The sequence below is a fragment of the Streptomyces sp. NPDC002536 genome, from assembly GCF_053594995.1.
The window spans coordinates 22,449-36,668 of record NZ_JBSFWU010000034.1 but is presented as its reverse complement, the minus strand read 5'-3'; the positions used below and the strand labels follow the sequence as shown (position 1 = coordinate 36,668).

General features: G+C 72.8%; 13 protein-coding genes and 1 pseudogene. 11 read left to right on the top strand and 3 right to left on the bottom strand.

The genetic code is table 11. The features are described 5' to 3' along the window. Positions 1–143: 143 nt before the first annotated feature. Positions 144–899 (bottom strand): nucleoside deaminase, encoded by a 756-nt coding sequence (locus tag ACWD4B_RS15345; protein ID WP_451421182.1) that lies wholly within the window; start codon positions 897–899, stop codon positions 144–146. Between the two features lie 83 nt (positions 900–982). On the opposite strand from ACWD4B_RS15345, the gene ACWD4B_RS15340 reads away from it, so the two are divergent. From ACWD4B_RS15340 to ACWD4B_RS15330, 3 genes and pseudogenes are all read left to right on the top strand, one after another. Next, positions 983–1,348 (top strand): VOC family protein, encoded by a 366-nt coding sequence (locus ACWD4B_RS15340; protein WP_451421181.1) that lies wholly within the window; start codon positions 983–985, stop codon positions 1,346–1,348. Positions 1,349–1,434: 86 nt separating this feature from the next. After that, positions 1,435–1,752 carry a hypothetical protein gene (locus tag ACWD4B_RS15335; RefSeq protein ID WP_451421180.1) on the top strand — a complete coding sequence of 106 codons (318 nt, stop codon included), beginning with the start codon at positions 1,435–1,437 and terminating at the stop codon, positions 1,750–1,752. 68 nt (positions 1,753–1,820) lie between these two features. Beyond that, a pseudogene (locus ACWD4B_RS15330) lies at positions 1,821–2,714 on the top strand (alcohol dehydrogenase catalytic domain-containing protein); the annotation flags it as partial. Here ACWD4B_RS15330 and ACWD4B_RS15325 read toward each other — a convergent pair. Beyond that, the gene (locus ACWD4B_RS15325) at positions 2,607–4,061 is read right to left on the bottom strand and encodes an MFS transporter (RefSeq protein WP_451421179.1); all 1,455 of its coding nucleotides are present in this window, start codon (positions 4,059–4,061) and stop codon (positions 2,607–2,609) included. The pseudogene ACWD4B_RS15330 and the gene ACWD4B_RS15325 overlap by 108 nt on opposite strands. A gap of 221 nt (positions 4,062–4,282) precedes the next feature. Here ACWD4B_RS15325 and ACWD4B_RS15320 point away from each other — a divergent pair, with 221 nt between their 5' ends. The 5 genes from ACWD4B_RS15320 to ACWD4B_RS15300 all read left to right on the top strand — a co-directional run bounded on the left by ACWD4B_RS15320 (position 4,283) and on the right by ACWD4B_RS15300 (position 9,830). Continuing rightward, a complete protein-coding gene (locus tag ACWD4B_RS15320) occupies positions 4,283–5,086 on the top strand; it encodes a DeoR/GlpR family DNA-binding transcription regulator (protein ID WP_451421178.1) in 804 nt (267 codons plus the stop codon). A 47-nt stretch (positions 5,087–5,133) separates the two neighbouring features. Further along, on the top strand, positions 5,134–6,132 hold the full coding sequence (locus ACWD4B_RS15315) for a zinc-dependent alcohol dehydrogenase family protein (RefSeq protein ID WP_451421177.1): 999 nt from the start codon (positions 5,134–5,136) through the stop codon (positions 6,130–6,132). A gap of 1 nt (position 6,133) precedes the next feature. Then, entirely contained in the window at positions 6,134–7,582 is a 1,449-nt protein-coding gene (gene xylB / locus ACWD4B_RS15310; RefSeq protein ID WP_451421176.1) for a xylulokinase, read from the top strand. A gap of 105 nt (positions 7,583–7,687) precedes the next feature. After that, positions 7,688–8,929, top strand: a complete 1,242-nt coding sequence (locus ACWD4B_RS15305) for an MFS transporter (RefSeq protein ID WP_451421175.1) — start codon at positions 7,688–7,690, stop codon at positions 8,927–8,929. A 178-nt stretch (positions 8,930–9,107) separates the two neighbouring features. Continuing rightward, complete coding sequence (locus tag ACWD4B_RS15300; RefSeq protein WP_451421174.1) at positions 9,108–9,830, top strand: Pr6Pr family membrane protein; 723 nt, start codon at positions 9,108–9,110, stop codon at positions 9,828–9,830. 80 nt (positions 9,831–9,910) lie between these two features. On the opposite strand, the gene ACWD4B_RS15295 is transcribed toward ACWD4B_RS15300, so the two are convergent. Next, complete coding sequence (locus tag ACWD4B_RS15295) at positions 9,911–10,069, bottom strand: hypothetical protein (protein ID WP_451421173.1); 159 nt, start codon at positions 10,067–10,069, stop codon at positions 9,911–9,913. 1,229 nt (positions 10,070–11,298) lie between these two features. Between ACWD4B_RS15295 and ACWD4B_RS15290 the strand changes: the two genes are divergently transcribed. The 3 genes from ACWD4B_RS15290 to ACWD4B_RS15280 all read left to right on the top strand — a co-directional run bounded on the left by ACWD4B_RS15290 (position 11,299) and on the right by ACWD4B_RS15280 (position 14,211). Continuing rightward, positions 11,299–12,201, top strand: coding sequence for a trypsin-like serine peptidase (locus tag ACWD4B_RS15290; protein ID WP_451421172.1), 903 nt, complete (start codon positions 11,299–11,301; stop codon positions 12,199–12,201). Positions 12,202–12,418: 217 nt separating this feature from the next. After that, entirely contained in the window at positions 12,419–13,996 is a 1,578-nt protein-coding gene (locus ACWD4B_RS15285) for a hypothetical protein (protein WP_451421171.1), read from the top strand. Further along, entirely contained in the window at positions 13,993–14,211 is a 219-nt protein-coding gene (locus ACWD4B_RS15280; protein WP_451421170.1) for a hypothetical protein, read from the top strand. The genes ACWD4B_RS15285 and ACWD4B_RS15280 overlap by 4 nt, the downstream gene beginning before the upstream one ends. The last annotated feature ends 9 nt before the right edge of the window (positions 14,212–14,220 follow it).

Here is a 14,220-nt window from a genome sequence, read left to right as displayed (position 1 = left end):
GCTCGCGGTGACGTCGACTGCACGGATCGCATGCGCAACCACTTCCGGATCCCCGCTGTCAATGACGCCCCTTTTGCGGCTCGTCACCCCGCTCCGACCGGTACGTCACCTCCGCCGGGCCTCAACAGGCCCTTGACGTATCGTCAATCGCGAGGACTGCGGGCATCGGCGACTGTCCGTGGTTTCGGCGGGATTCCAGCGGTATCACCACCACGGGAAGGCACGGCCACCCGGCCGCCGACGCCACCGGCCGACGCCGTGGACCGGCGGTAGAGGGGGTCGGTGAGGTCCGTCCGTACGTCGCCGGCCACCGCGGGCCGCCCCCGTAGTCGCGAGCGCCCGGCGATGTCGGTGAAGGACAGGTCGATCTGCGGGTTCCCGTAGGAGATGAGCCTGTCGACGGAGGTGCCGTAGGCCACGCCCCACACCTCGCCCCACAGGATCGCGCCCGCGCACATCGCGCACGGCTCGGCGGTGGTGACCACCACGTGCGAGGAGAGGTCCAGTCCCTTTTCGGCGGCCTTGCGCAGCAGGTTGACCTCGGCGTGTTCCGTGGGGTCGCCGGAGACGTCCGTGGTGTTGCGGGCCCCGGCCACGACGGCCCCGCTGTCCGCATCGACGAGGACGGCCCCGTAGGGCCAGCGGGCCTGGCGGGCCCAGTCCACGGCGACGGGCATGGCACGCTCCACCGCGTCCATGAGGTCCGCGGGCCAGTTCCCGCTGCGGTACTGCGGCCGGGCGCTCGCGGGAGGGGCGAACGCGCCGAGCGCGGAGAGTGGTGCGGTTGCGGCAGCCGTGCGCAGGAAGTGGCGGCGGGAGGTGTGCGAGGAGATCATTCCGCCTGTATAGCGGTCCCGTCGGCGGGTGACGAGGGATTCCGCCATCGGGCGCCGGATCACGGGCCGTGTGATGATGCACGCAGGGCAGGCCCGCGGGCAGGCAGCCCGGGAGCTCCTCGACCTGGAGACCTGGAGGGCCAGGCATGATCAACGGTGCTCACGTCGTCGTCTTCAGCCGGGACGCCGAGGCGGATCGTGCGTTCTTCCGGGACGTGCTGGGGTATCCGCATGTCGATGCGGGCGGCGGATGGCTGATCTTCAAGCTCCCGCCGTCGGAGGTCGCCGTCCATCCCTCGGGCGAGCCGAACGGCCATGAACTGTTCCTGATGTGCGACGACGTGCAAGCCACCGTGGCCGAACTCACGGCAAAGGGAGTGGAGTTCACCCGGCCGGTCAGTGAGGAGGGCTGGGGGCTGCTGACCACTCTGCGCCTGCCGGGCGGTGGTGAACTCCGGCTGTACGAACCCCGTCACGAGGTGGCCTACGCGCTCCCGGACACCGGGGCTTGACGACCCACTGATCGGCGTCGCCCGGGAGATCCGTGTAGCACGTTTCCCGCCGAACTTCTCCTAATCGGAAAGGAGTTGACGTTGCCATGTTCTTGTTTGAAGATGCAATGGCTTTTGTTCCGTTGAAAGGAAGCACGCTCACGGCTGCACTCAGGAAGAAGCATCTGACCGTTGGCACCGTTGCCGCCTCCGGGGCCGCGCTGTTGATGGGCTTGGGCCTCGCCCAGCCTGCCGCGGCGACCGACTTACCCCACGCCCCCGTGGCCTATTTCTCCGCAGGTCAGGACTTGACGGGCAGACAGACGCCGGTCGACATAATCAACACCGCTTGCCAGAACCTTGCGGAGCCCGCACTGTCCGCGGTCGACTTCACCGCCGCCCTCAGTTACAAGGTCGTCCGCTGATCCGCATCAACCAGTAGCCTCCCGACCCCTCGTCCGCGTCGACAAGGACGCTGGCATAGATTGCGCTCATGCGAACCGTAGTGATCAATTCGCAAGGGACGTTCGAGCTGGAGCAGCGTCCGGAGCCGGTCGCAGGACCGGGGACGGTGGTGGTGCGGGTACGGGCTGCCGGGCTCAACGCCGCTGACCTGCAGCAGGCACGCGGGGACTACCCGGCGCCACCGGGCTGGCCGGCCGACGTGCCCGGCCTGGAGGTCGCCGGCGAGGTCGAGCAGGCCGGACCCGGTGTCGTGGGGGGCACGCCGGGGGATCGGGTGATGGCACTGGTCGGCGGTGGCGGCCACGCCGAGCGGATCGCGATCCCCGCCGATCTCCTCCTGCCGGTACCGGAAGGCCTGTCGTGGGAGGAGGCCGCCGGCTTCCCGGAGGCGTTCAGCACTGCCTGGGACGCCCTGGTCACCCAGGCCGGGATCCGCGCCGGTGACCGGGTACTGGTCACCGGCGCGGCGGGCGGGGTGGGCACGGCCATGGTGCAGGTCGCCGCGGTCTCCGGGGCGCACACCGTGGCCAGTGTGCGACGAGCCGAACTCCACAGCCGGGTGAAGTCACTGGCGCCCGAGGGCCAGTTGGACGTCTTGGACGTCGTCACGCCCGACGAGGAAGCCGTGCACGCGCCGTACGACGTGATCGTGGAACTGGTCGGCGGTGAGGACTGCCTGCAGCGAGTCGCGCTGCTCCGCGGCCGGGGCAAGGTCCTCGTCGTCGGAGTCCAGGCCGGCACCACGGCGCCGCTGCGGATGTTCGACCTCATGCTCGCGCGGGCCCAGCTGATCGGCACGACCATCCGCGGGCGCTCACCCGCCGAGAAGGCGGTCCTCGCCGCCACCGTGCGGACGTCCGTGACACCGCTGCTGGCCCAAGGCAGGCTGCGCGTACCCGTCGATGCGGCCTTCTCCCTCGACCGGTTCACCGACGCCTACGACCGCCTGGCCGGTCCGGGCAAGTTCGGGAAGGTCGTCCTGGTGCCCTGAGCCCGGCACCGACTCCGGCAGGAGGCGGACCAGCAGGCTGCTGAGCAGATGCAGGCCGGCGTAGATCCACATCACGCCCTCGACCCCGAGCGGGCCGATGAACAGGGTGCCGAGGAGCGGGCCGAGGGCCACGCTGGCGCCGGCTCCGAGGCTGTAGGCCGACATCACCTGGCCCTTGCGGTCAGGAGCCTGGGCCGTCATGAGCGGCGGCAGCGGTACGTATCCGGCGAGTCCGGCGCCGAAGACGGCGGCGGCCGCCGAGGCCACCAGGAAGTTCCGGTCCGCGGCGGCGGGAAGGTAGTAGAGCGCGAGGCACCCGGCCGCGCTGAGCACTCCGCCGCACCACATGACGGTCCTGCGCTTGCTCCAGCGGTCGCCGAGGGCGCCGAAGAGGAGGACGAAGACGAGGTTGGCGCCCATCATCACGGTCAGCAGGCGCAGCCATTGGGAGAGCGCGAAGCCGAGCGTGCCGGTGAAGTAGAACGGCACGAAGACCCAAATGCCGAACTGTGATGTGGTGTTGACGAGCCGGACCACGGCGCCGGCGCCGATCCTCGGGCGGCTGAAGAGGATCGTCACACTTCCCCGCAGCGTCGCCCGCACGTCACGCCGGCCGGCGGGCAGCAGCGGCCGCCGGCCGGTCGGCTCCCGCAACAGCACGAGGGCGAGGGCGCTTCCGGTGAGGACGAGGACAAGAGAGATCCACAACGTCTCGTACGCACCGACGGCGGGCACGAGCGCGGAGGCGAGCAGCGAGCCGAGGGTCGGCAGTCCGAGGGTGAAGGAGAACCAGAACCAGCCCAGCGCCCTGCCGATCCCCCGCTGCGGCGCCGCCGTCATGATCCACACCAGGAAGCCGTAGGCGAAGAGCGGGTAGCCGAGCCCGCGGAGCCCGTAGACGGCCATGATCAACGGATAGCTGCCGAGCGGGATCGCGGCGGTGAGCAGCAGGACGTGGCAGCCGGCCCAGAATCCCGCGCCGACGGCCATCACGCGCCGGGGCCCCCAGGCGTCGGCCAGGGCTCCGGCGAGGAAGGCGCCCAGTGCGGCGGCGGCTCCGTACACCGTGAAGATCGCGCCGACGCCGCCCTCGGAGAAGCCGAGGCCTGCGAGGTAGGGCGAGAGGTATCCGGTCTCGATGCCGTCGCCGGTCATGAACAGGACCAGTCCGGCGTAGCCCCAGAGCAGGGGCCGGGGCAGGCCGGCCCGGTCGAGGGCGGAGCGCGGCGGGAGCGGGCCGGCCGAGGGGGGTCGGGGGGTGGCAGGGGCCTGGGGCACGGGGCCTCCGTCCGGAGACGATCGGGAGGTGCGCGGAATGTGCGGAATGTACGGACGGCACGGACGGCACGGAAGAGCGGAATGGATCCGTCCGGCGCAGCGGCTCCCGATACAAGCCTCGGCCAACGCATTATGTCAATGGAGTTGACATAACTTCTCAGAAAGTGTGTGATCTGGCCAGCGTCCGCACCGTGGCGGGCGCCCCGGAGCGAGGAGGAACCATGGCCGCCGGCCGGGGCACCGAAGCCGATGTCGAGCAGCGCAGGCAACAGCTGCTGCGGCGCGTCATCGAGCAGGGCGAGGCCCGGATCGACGCGCTGGCCGACGAGCTCGGCGTCAGCGCGATGACCGTCCACCGGGACCTGGCCAACCTCCAGTCCCGGCAGCTGCTGCACAAGCGTCGCGGCACCGCGGTCGCACTGGCCGGTCTCACGATGGAGACCGCCACCCGCTTCCGCGAGGACCGGCAACTGCAGATCAAGGAAGCCCTCGCCGAGGCGCTGGCGGAGCAGGTGCGCCCCGGCCAGACCGTGCTGATGGACTGCGGGAGCACGCTCTTCCCGCTCGCGCGCCGCCTCGCCCGCATCGAGCGCCTGACCGTCGTCACCAACTCGCTGCGCGTCGCGGGGATCGTCGGCAAGGACGCGGCCGACGGCACCGGGGTGATCCTGCTCGGCGGCCGGTTCCACGCCGACTTCGAGTCCTGCGCCGGCACCGAGACCCTGCGCCAGCTCGCCCGCATCCGGGCGGACGTGATGTTCTCCTCGGTCACCTCGGTGCACCGGGGGCGGCTGTACCACCCGGTCCGGGAGTGGGCCGACCTCAAGGAGGCCATGCAGGACGCGGCCGGACGGCGCATCCTGCCCGTCGACCACAGCAAGTTCGGGCGCACGGCCACCCACGGCTACGGCGACGCCACCGGCTACGACCTGGTGGTGACCGACGAGGCCGCCCCGGCGGAGGAGGTCCGGGCGATCGAGCAGCTCGGCGTGCCCGTCGAGCGTGTGGCGCTCCCCCGCGGCTGAACTCCACTCACCCCACCCCGAGTCACCCCCCGAAAGGAAGCCGGCCCATGCGCGCTCTCGTCATCGAGACCCCGGGGAAGTTCTCCGTCCAGACGGTGCCCGACCCCACCCCCGGCCCGGGCGAGGTGGTGGTCGCCGTCGCCGCGGTCGGCATCTGCGGCACCGACATCCACATCGTCGACGGCGAGTTCGCCCCCACCCCGTACCCGATCGTCCCCGGACACGAGTTCACGGGCGAGGTCGTGGCGCTCGGCGCGGGCGTGAACGGGGTGCGCGAGGGCGACAAGGTCGCCGTCGACCCCTCGCTGTTCTGCGGCGCCTGCCACTACTGCGCCATCGGCCGGGGCAACCTGTGCGAGAACTGGGGCGCGATCGGGGACACGGTCGACGGCGCGATGGCCCAGTATGTGAAGGTGCCCGCCGCCAACTGCCACCGGCTGCCCGGGAACGTCTCCCTCGTCCAGGGGACGCTGGTGGAACCGCTGTCCTGCGCCGTGCACGGCTTCGACAAGCTCCCCCGCGACCTCGGCGCCCACTACCTGATCTACGGTGCGGGCACCATGGGCCTGATGATGCTTCAGCTCGCCGCCCACGCGGGCGCGGCCTCCGTCTCCGTCGTCGACTTCAACCCCGGACGGCTGGAGATCGCACGGCAGTTGGGGGCCGACGCGGTCGCGGTACGCTCCGGTGACCTGGGACGCCCGCAGGGCTGGGAGGTCGTCATCGACTGCACGGGCGCCGTCCCGGCCATCGAGGACGCACTGACCCGGGTGCGGCGCGGCGGTACGTTCCAGCAGTTCGGCGTCGCACCGTCCGAGGCGACCGCGCGCATCTCCCCGTTCCGCGTCTACAACGACGAGATCACCATCGTGGGGTCCATGGCCGTGGTGCACAGCTTCGGCCGCGCCGTGGAGCTCATGGGCAAGGGCGTCGTCGACGCCGACACCATGATCACGCACAGCTTCGGCCTGGAGGAATTCCCCGAAGCGCTGCGGACGTTCCGTGAGGGAACCGGCCGCAAGATCCAGATCTGTCCGGCGGCCTGACATGGCGACCGTCGTCGGAGTCGATTCCTCCACCCAGTCCTGCAAGGTCGTCGTCTGCGACGCGGAAACCGGGGACGTACTGCGGCAGGGCCGCGCCCCGCACCCCGAGGGCACCGAGGCCGACCCCGAGGCCTGGTGGCAGGCGCTCCGGCAGGCCCTGCGGGACGCCGGGGCGGAGGGGCTGGAGGGCGTCGACGCCATCGCCGTCGCGGGACAACAGCACGGGCTCGTCGCCCTCGACGCCGACGGCAGGCCCGTACGCCGGGCCCCGCTCTGGAACGACACCCGCTCGGCGCCTCAAGCAGCCGATCTCATCAGCGAGTTGGGCGGTGCCCAAGCCTGGGCGGACGCCGTCGGCACCGTCCCCGTCGCCGCCCTCACGGCCGCCAAGCTGCGCTGGCTCGCCGACCACGAGCCCGAGGCCGCGGACCGTACGGCGACGGTGATGCTGCCGCACGACTGGCTGACCTGGCGGCTCTGTGACGCAGCCGAGCCCGCCACCGACCGCGGCGACGCCTCCGGCACGGGCTACTGGTCGCCGGCCGAAGGCCGTTACCGCACGGACCTGTTGCGGCTCGCCTTCCGCGGCCGCACCCCGCAACTGCCGCGCGTCCTGGCCCCGGACGAGGCCGCCGGGCACACCCCCGGCGGCACCCTGGTGGCGGCGGGAACCGGCGACAACATGGGCGCCGCCCTGGGGCTCGGCCTCGCGCCCGGCGAGGCGGTGGTCTCGCTCGGCACCAGCGGCACCGTCTTCGCCCGCTCGCCGCACCCGACGGCGGACCCCGGCGGTGCGGTGGCCGGATTCGCCGACGCCGCCGGGCAGTTCCTCCCGCTGGTGTGCACGCTCAACGCCGCCCGCGTCCTCAGTTCCACGGCCCGCGTGCTGGGCGTCGGCCTCGAGGAGCTCGACGCCCTCGCCCGCCGGGCCGCCCCCGGCGCCGGAGGACTCGTCCTGCTGCCCTACCTCGGCGGCGAACGCACCCCCAACCTGCCGGACGCCACAGGCAGTCTCCTCGGCATGCAGGTGAGCAACATGCACCCGCACAACCTGGCCCGCGCCGCCGTCGAGGGCATGCTGTGCGGCATGGCCGACGCCCTGGACGAACTGCGCGGACAGGGTGTGCCGGTGGACCGCCTGCTGCTGATCGGCGGCGCCGCCAAGGCGCCGGTGGTCGGCGCGGCCGCGGCGGAGATCTTCGGCATGCCGGTGACCGTGCCGCGCCCCGACGAGTACGTGGCCCTGGGCGCCGCCCGCCAGGCGGCCTGGGCCCTCGCCCGCACCCCCGAACCGCCCGCGTGGCCCCGCCCCGACGGCACCGGTGTTCCGGCCCCGGCCGACGGCGGCGCGGCCGGGCGGAAGGTCCGGGACGCGTACGCCCGTGCCCGCGCACAGGTCCACCAGGGCCACCAAGGCCACAGTGCAGGCGCGGAGGCGCACAACGCATAGTTGTGCTTTCCTGGCTCGTCGGTTGTTTGATCCCGCCAGCTGCAAGTCGCTTTGATGCCGGTGATCAGCGTGTGATCGTTCGGAGCGGCGAGGGGTGTGCGGGGTATGGCGGGCAGGCGGGCACTGGGGCGGCGGTTCGGGTGGTTGTGGGGGGCGTTCGCCGTCAGCTCCTACGGCACTGCGCTCGGGTTCGGCGCGTTTCCCCTGATCGCGATCCTCGTGCTGCACTCCGGGCCGTCCCAGGTGGCGGCGCTGGCCGCGGCGGGACGGGCCGTGGGGGCCGTGGCCGCCGTGCCGCTCGGGCCGTGGGTGGAGTTCCGCCGCAAGCGGCCGGTCATGATGGCGATGGACCTGACCCGGTTCGCGGCATTGGCGAGCGTCCCCGCCGCCTTCGCGCTCGGCTTGCTCACCTTCGCACAGCTCCTGGTTGTCTCGGTCGTCGTCGCCACGGCCAACATCGCCTTCAACGCGGCCAGCGGCGCGTACCTGAAGGCGCTCGTGCCGCCGGAGGACCTGCTCGTCGCGAACGGCCGGTTCGAGTCCACGACGTGGACCTCGATCGTGGTCGGACCGCCGCTCGGCGGGGCCGCGGTCGGGATGTTCGGCCCTGTGACGACTGTGGCGGCCGACGCGGTCAGCTACCTGCTCTCGGCGCTGGGCATCCGCGCCATCGGCGGGACGGAACCCCGCCCCGAGCGTGCCGGCACGCCGCGCCTGCGAGCAGGCGACCTGCTCGCAGGATGGCGCCACATTCTCGGCCACTCCGCGCTGCGCCCGCTGTTCTTCAACGCCATCGTGGTCAACGGTCTGATCATGGTCTCCCAACCGCTGCTCGCCGTCCTCCTGCTGGGCCGTCTCGGGTTCGCGCCCTGGCAGTACGGTCTCGTCTTCGCGGCCCCGTGCGTCGGCGGCCTCGCCGGCTCACGCCTCGCACCCCGGCTCGTCGCACGGTTCGGGCAGCACAAGGTGCTCCTCACCTCCGGGGCACTGCGCGCCTGCTGGCCCCTCGGACTGGCCTTCGTCCGGCCCGGCATCCCCGGCATCGTCCTCATCATCACCGTCCAGCTCGGCCTGGTGACCTGCTGCGCCGTCTTCAACCCCGTCCTGGCCACCTGCCGCCTCGACCACACCGCCCCCGACCGGGTCGCCCGCACCCTGACCGCGTGGTCGGTCAGCAACAGCGCATCCATCGCCGCCCTGACCGCCTTGTGGGGTCTGCTCGCCGCCCTCACCGGCCCCCGCACCGCGATAGCCTCCGCCGGAGTCGTCCTCCTGGCCACCCCGCTGCTGCTCCCTCGCCGCGAGAAAGCGGCCCAGGTCACAGCCCGGACGGTTACGGACGGATAACAGTGCCGAGCATCGTCCGAGCATGCAGGCAGCAGGCGTTCTGCACCCTTTTCTCCCGAACACCCTTTCAGGAGCGGTGAAATCCGTCGGGTCGTCCCGGTCTGGTGCGACGGCCCGCCGTCTCCCACCCCCGCCGGCGAGAGGATCACCCTCGTCGGCCCACCCGTACCGTGGACGGATGATCGACCCGTCCTCCTCTCGTAGCCGCACGGGCACGACGAGCACCGCAGGCGTCCCGGCGGCGGCCGTCGTCCCGCTGCACCGCCGTCCCGTCGCGGCGGTCTTCCGCGCCCTCGTCTCCCTGGCCGCGCTGACCGGTGTCGCCTTCGACGTGACCGACTCGCACGACCTCGGGCGGCTCTTCAGCTACTTCACGGTCCAGTCCAACCTCCTGATCGCGCTCGTCTTCGCCTGGTCCGCCCACCGCGCCTGGACCGCCCGGCCCGCCGTGTCCCCCAGGATCACCGGCGCGGCCCTCCTCTACATCTGCATCACGGGCATCGTCTTCCACTTCGTGCTCGACAACGCCTCCAGCGGCTTCTCCATGACCGCGAACCGCACGCAGCTGGAATCGATCGCCAACCAGCTCCTCCACACGGTCACCCCCATCGCCGCCGTGCTCGACTGGCTGCTGCTGACCGCACCGGGCCGCTTCCGGTTCGTCTTCGCGGCACAGTGGCTGGTCTACCCGCTGCTCTACTTCCCCTTCGCCCTCGTCCGCGGCGCCCTCCTCTCCCCGGGCACCGACGGCCGCTACCCCTATCCCTTCCTCGACGTCGACCTCCACGGCTACCTCGGCGTGCTCGGCAACGCCGTGACCTTCGGCCTGGCCTTCTACGTGCTGGGCCTCGTGGTCTTCCTGGTCGACCGTTTCCGCCCCGGGCCGCACGCCCCCCGGTGACCGTCTCAAGGGTCAGCCGGCGGCCTGCGGGCCGCCCATCATCCCGGCCGCGCCGTCCGACGACGGCGCGGCCGTTTGCATCAGTTGCGCCGCCCCGAGCCGGAGCGGGGGCGCAGCAGCACGGCGGCCAGGATGGCCGGTGCGGTGATGAGCAGGGCGAACGTGACGATCGAAATCCCGGATGCGGGCGGCTTGTTCACGGATCCGGAGGCGTGGTGGTAGCCGGGGTGCAGGGGCACGGGCGGGTGCGCAGGCGGCCGCGGAACCGGTGAGGAGGGCGACGGGGAGGGGGCGGGAGACGGGCCGGCCGGCGGGTTGGGGGCCGGCGCCGGCGGGTTGACGACGGGGACGGCGCCGGGTGGCGGCCCGGCGGGACCGGGCGCCGCCGGACCGGGCACACCGGGGGCAGGCGGTACGGGCCCGGGTGCCGGGGGCGCCGGAGCCGGAGGGGCGGGCGGGGCCGGGGCGGCGGGTGGCGGCACCGGGGCCGGCGGGGCGGGAGCAGGAGGCGGCACCACGACCGGAGGCGCCGGAGCAGGGGGCGCCGGGGCGGGCGGCGGCGCGCCAACCGGCGGCGCCGGGGCGGGAGGTACGGGAGCCGGGGGCGCCGGAGCCGGAGGCGCCGCGCCTCCCGGTGGCACGGCCCCGCCCGGCGGAGGCACGGGAGCAGGCGCCGCTCCTCCGGGCGGGGCGGCAGGAGGCGGCACGGGAGCGGGCGCCGCGCCACCCGGAGGAGCAGGGGCCGGAGGCGCACCGCCGGGAGGGGCAGGCGCAGGAGGAGCACCGCCGGGAGGCGCAGGCGCAGGAGGTGCACCGCCCGGAGGGGCAGGCACAGGAGGGGCCGGAGGCGCGGGCGGCGCAGGGGGAGCCGCAGGCGGCGGCGCGGCCCCCGGCGGGGCCGGCTTCGGGCAGGTCAGCCCCGGATGCGTCAACTCCGCATGAACATCGACGGCGATCACACGCGCGTCCACGCAGATCTGCCCCCGGCCGGTGTCGACCGCATCCACGGTCACCCCGCCCCCCAGCGCCCTCACATGGGCGTGCGACGGCGGGTGGTCCGGCACCCGGACCGGCAGATTCTTGGTGAGCAGATTCTTGGCGACCACCGAGAGCACCGGCACCCCGGCGACCGCGGCGTTCGCACCCGCGTCATCCGCGGCAGCGGCACCCGCAGGCGCCAGCACGGCCACCGCCGTCAACGTCACCGCACATCCGGTCCTCAGCCACAGCCATCCCGTCACGCGGACCAGCGTGCTCAATCATCCACGCCTGCAGGCCAGTTCACCCCCCAATTCCTCCGATGGACGGAAAATTCCCTGAGCACACCGCACCGGGGCCCGTCGGTGGTCTGCGACCCGCCGGACCGCCGAAGGCGGCCAAATCCCGGACGGCGCAGCCGATTCTGTGTACCGTCCTGATTCCGCGCTGCCCCCTGCAGACCCGCACCCCGGACCGAGAGAACGCAAGGATGCAGAAGCCTTCGACGACCGGCCCGGCGGCTCCCGGGCGAAGACGCCGGCCGCTCCGGCAGCGGCCCCCGTGGCCGCTCGCCGCCGCCTTGTTCCTCGCCCTGCTCCCCCTCGCCGGCTGCGCCCAGGGGCCCGGCGAACAGGAAGGGGGGCTGGACGGCTCGTCCGCGCCGAGTCTCTGGTCGAGTTCCCGGCTGGTGCATGCGAGGGCGATCGTCCACCATCCGGGCACGTCTCGCACGGCGCGGCCCACGCTGTCCAACGCGCGGGTCGGTGCGCTGTTCGCCCACGACACCTCGGGGGACCACTTCTGCACGGCCAGCGTCGTGGCCAGCCCCGGCAGGTCCCTTCTGATCACTGCGGCGCACTGTGTGCACGGCGGGGGCCGCGGCGGCTACAACAGCGACATCGTCTTCACCCCGGCCTACCGCAACGGCCGTACGCCCGACGGGATCTGGCAGCCGTCGTCCATCGTCGTCGACCCGCGCTGGGCCGATGCCGGGGACCCCGACTTCGACGTCGCGTTCATCGTGCTCAAGCCGTTGAAGGGCAAGCACATCGCCGAGGTGCTGGGCGCCAACAGGCTGGGCACCGACAAGGGTTTCACCAACAGGGTGCGGGTCACGGGCTATCCGGAGGGCGGCGACGAGCCCATCACCTGCGGCAACCGCACCACGCAGCAGAGCGCGCGCCAGATGCGCATCGTCTGCACGGGCTACAGCGGCGGGACGAGCGGCAGCCCGTGGCTCGTCGGTTTCGACCCGGTCACCCAGAGCGGCTCCGTCATCGGCGTGATCGGCGGCTACCAGCACGGCGGCAGCACCGACGACGTCTCCTACAGCCCCTACTTCGACGCCGCGGTCCGGAAGCTCTACGAACAGGCCGTCGCCCGGGAGAAGTGACGCGGCACGAAAGCCCCGGGAATTCGGCGGCAATGCAGGCCGGCAACGCAACCGGGCGGCCAATAGGACGATTCAATTATCGGAAGTCTTTTTTGGCATTCCAACACCTTGACGCGTCAACCCGCCAGGACCACCATCACGAAAAGGGACGTAATTTCGTCGGCCATTCGGATGGGGGTTCCCGATGGCATTTCTGGCCGCATGCGCAGCGGGAGGTGTGCGCACCGGATTCGCGGGGGTCGTGGAGGACGGGCGGGTGGCCGTGGACTCCCTGTGCTCCTGCGGGAACCGCCACCGGGCTGCGATCGGAGGAGGGCGCGGCGAACAGCCGGTCACGGCCGGGGTCTTCGCCACCGCGGGCCGCATCGCCGAGACGTGGGTGTGCCCGCGCACCGGGGAACTGGGGCGCGGCGCACTGTCCCAGGTCCCGCTCTTCTATTCCGTGTTCAACAATTCAGTCCGCTTCTCGACCGATCTCGGGGAATTGGCGGGCGAAACGGCGGAGCCCTGGCCGGCGGCGGTCGCGGCGGCGCTGGACGGTGCGGTGCTGCCCGCGCCGCTCACTCCTTACGAGAATGTCTTCCAACTGGCCTGCGGCACGGCCCTCTCGGTCGGCGGCGGGCGCGAACGGCTGGATCTCGCGGAACTCGATCTCGCCGAACTCGCCGACCGTGCCCGGCGGCTGGCCGGGCGGTGCGGCCCGGTCGCGACACTGCGCTGCGCGCTCGCCCACGCCGCCGCCGACACGCCGGCCGGCGCGGCCGGCGGGCTGCTCGGGGACGGAGGCGGCCTGGGGGCGGCGGCGATCGCTGCGTCCTGCGGCGACCTGGTGGGCAGGGTGCACCTCCACGTGGACGTGCCGGTGCTGGAGCGCAGGCGGGCGCGGCTCGTCCCGGGCGCGACCGTGATCGACGGGACGCGGGCCTGGCTGCAGGCCTGCGTCCGCTTCGGGGTCTGCTACGCCCACGAGGCCGATCCCTGGCCGCCCGGTCCGGAGTTGCTGGGGCCGGGCGCGGTCCGGCTGTTGAGCGGCCGGGCGCTGGTCCGGGCGCTGATCGGGCCGCCCGCCGGCGCGGGACGGCTGCGGACCGGCTGGGTGCGGCTGGCCGGCGCCCCTCCGGTGCCCGCTCTGCGCGGGCACCGGGGCTGGCGTGCCTGGCTGCCTCCGGAGCCCGCGGCACCCCCGCCCGCGGAGCCGTCTCCTTCTGCGGACGTCGAGCGTGACCGCCTGGAGCCCGCGCGCTGGATGTCGCAGGCCGCGCGGGCGACGCGGGCACCGGTCGGCTCCGCCGACGCCGGCAGCCACCTGGTGCCCGCCGAGGGTGCGGGCGCCGCACTCGCCGCCGTCATCGACGCGCTGGAGTCCAGGCCGTTGCCCTCCCGGCGGCCGGACGGGCCCGAGCCGGTGCTGCTGAGCGCGCATCCGGTGGTGATGGGGGCTCTCGCGCACCTCGCCCTCGACGGCCGGCTGCGCCGGCGCCTGCGCGGCGGCTACGTCGATCCGGTGCCGCTGCTGCGCGAGTTGGTGCCCGCGGGATGGCGGCCCGCCGACACCACGCCGGCCGAGCGCGAAAAGCTCTTCGCGGCGGCCTTCGTGACGCGCTGCCTGGCGACGGCCGAGCAGCGCGCCCGGCTGCTGGCCCGGGTCGAGTCGAGCCCGTGGATCGACGCCGACCGTCTCAAGGCCGTGCTGGCCGACAGCCGCAAGGTCCTCTTCGACGCGCCCGCCCTGCACCGCCTGTACGTCACGGCGGAGCGGTACGGCGAGGCCATGCACACGGCGGTGCCGCAATGATCCTGGTCCTGAACGAAGGAGTGCGCCTGGTCGTGATGCCGTTCGGCGACGCCGTCGTCGTCGACCGCGCACGGCTCGGCGTCCAGCAGATCAGCACCCGTCTCGCGGTCCTGATCCAACAGCGCGCCGCAGTGGACCTGTTGCTGCCGCCCGCGCTCACCGAGGAGATCCGCCGCGGCCTGGCGGACGGCTGGATGTCGTTCGAGGAGGGGTGAGGAGGGGGC

Coding starts and splice junctions, on each gene's coding strand:
- ACWD4B_RS15340 (WP_451421181.1), top strand. CDS start 983: ATGATCAACGGTGCTCACGTCGTCGTCTTCAGCCGGGACGCCGAGGCG.
- ACWD4B_RS15335 (WP_451421180.1), top strand. CDS start 1,435: ATGTTCTTGTTTGAAGATGCAATGGCTTTTGTTCCGTTGAAAGGAAGC.
- ACWD4B_RS15320 (WP_451421178.1), top strand. CDS start 4,283: ATGGCCGCCGGCCGGGGCACCGAAGCCGATGTCGAGCAGCGCAGGCAA.
- ACWD4B_RS15315 (WP_451421177.1), top strand. CDS start 5,134: ATGCGCGCTCTCGTCATCGAGACCCCGGGGAAGTTCTCCGTCCAGACG.
- xylB (WP_451421176.1), top strand. CDS start 6,134: ATGGCGACCGTCGTCGGAGTCGATTCCTCCACCCAGTCCTGCAAGGTC.
- ACWD4B_RS15305 (WP_451421175.1), top strand. CDS start 7,688: ATGGCGGGCAGGCGGGCACTGGGGCGGCGGTTCGGGTGGTTGTGGGGG.
- ACWD4B_RS15300 (WP_451421174.1), top strand. CDS start 9,108: ATGATCGACCCGTCCTCCTCTCGTAGCCGCACGGGCACGACGAGCACC.
- ACWD4B_RS15290 (WP_451421172.1), top strand. CDS start 11,299: ATGCAGAAGCCTTCGACGACCGGCCCGGCGGCTCCCGGGCGAAGACGC.
- ACWD4B_RS15280 (WP_451421170.1), top strand. CDS start 13,993: ATGATCCTGGTCCTGAACGAAGGAGTGCGCCTGGTCGTGATGCCGTTC.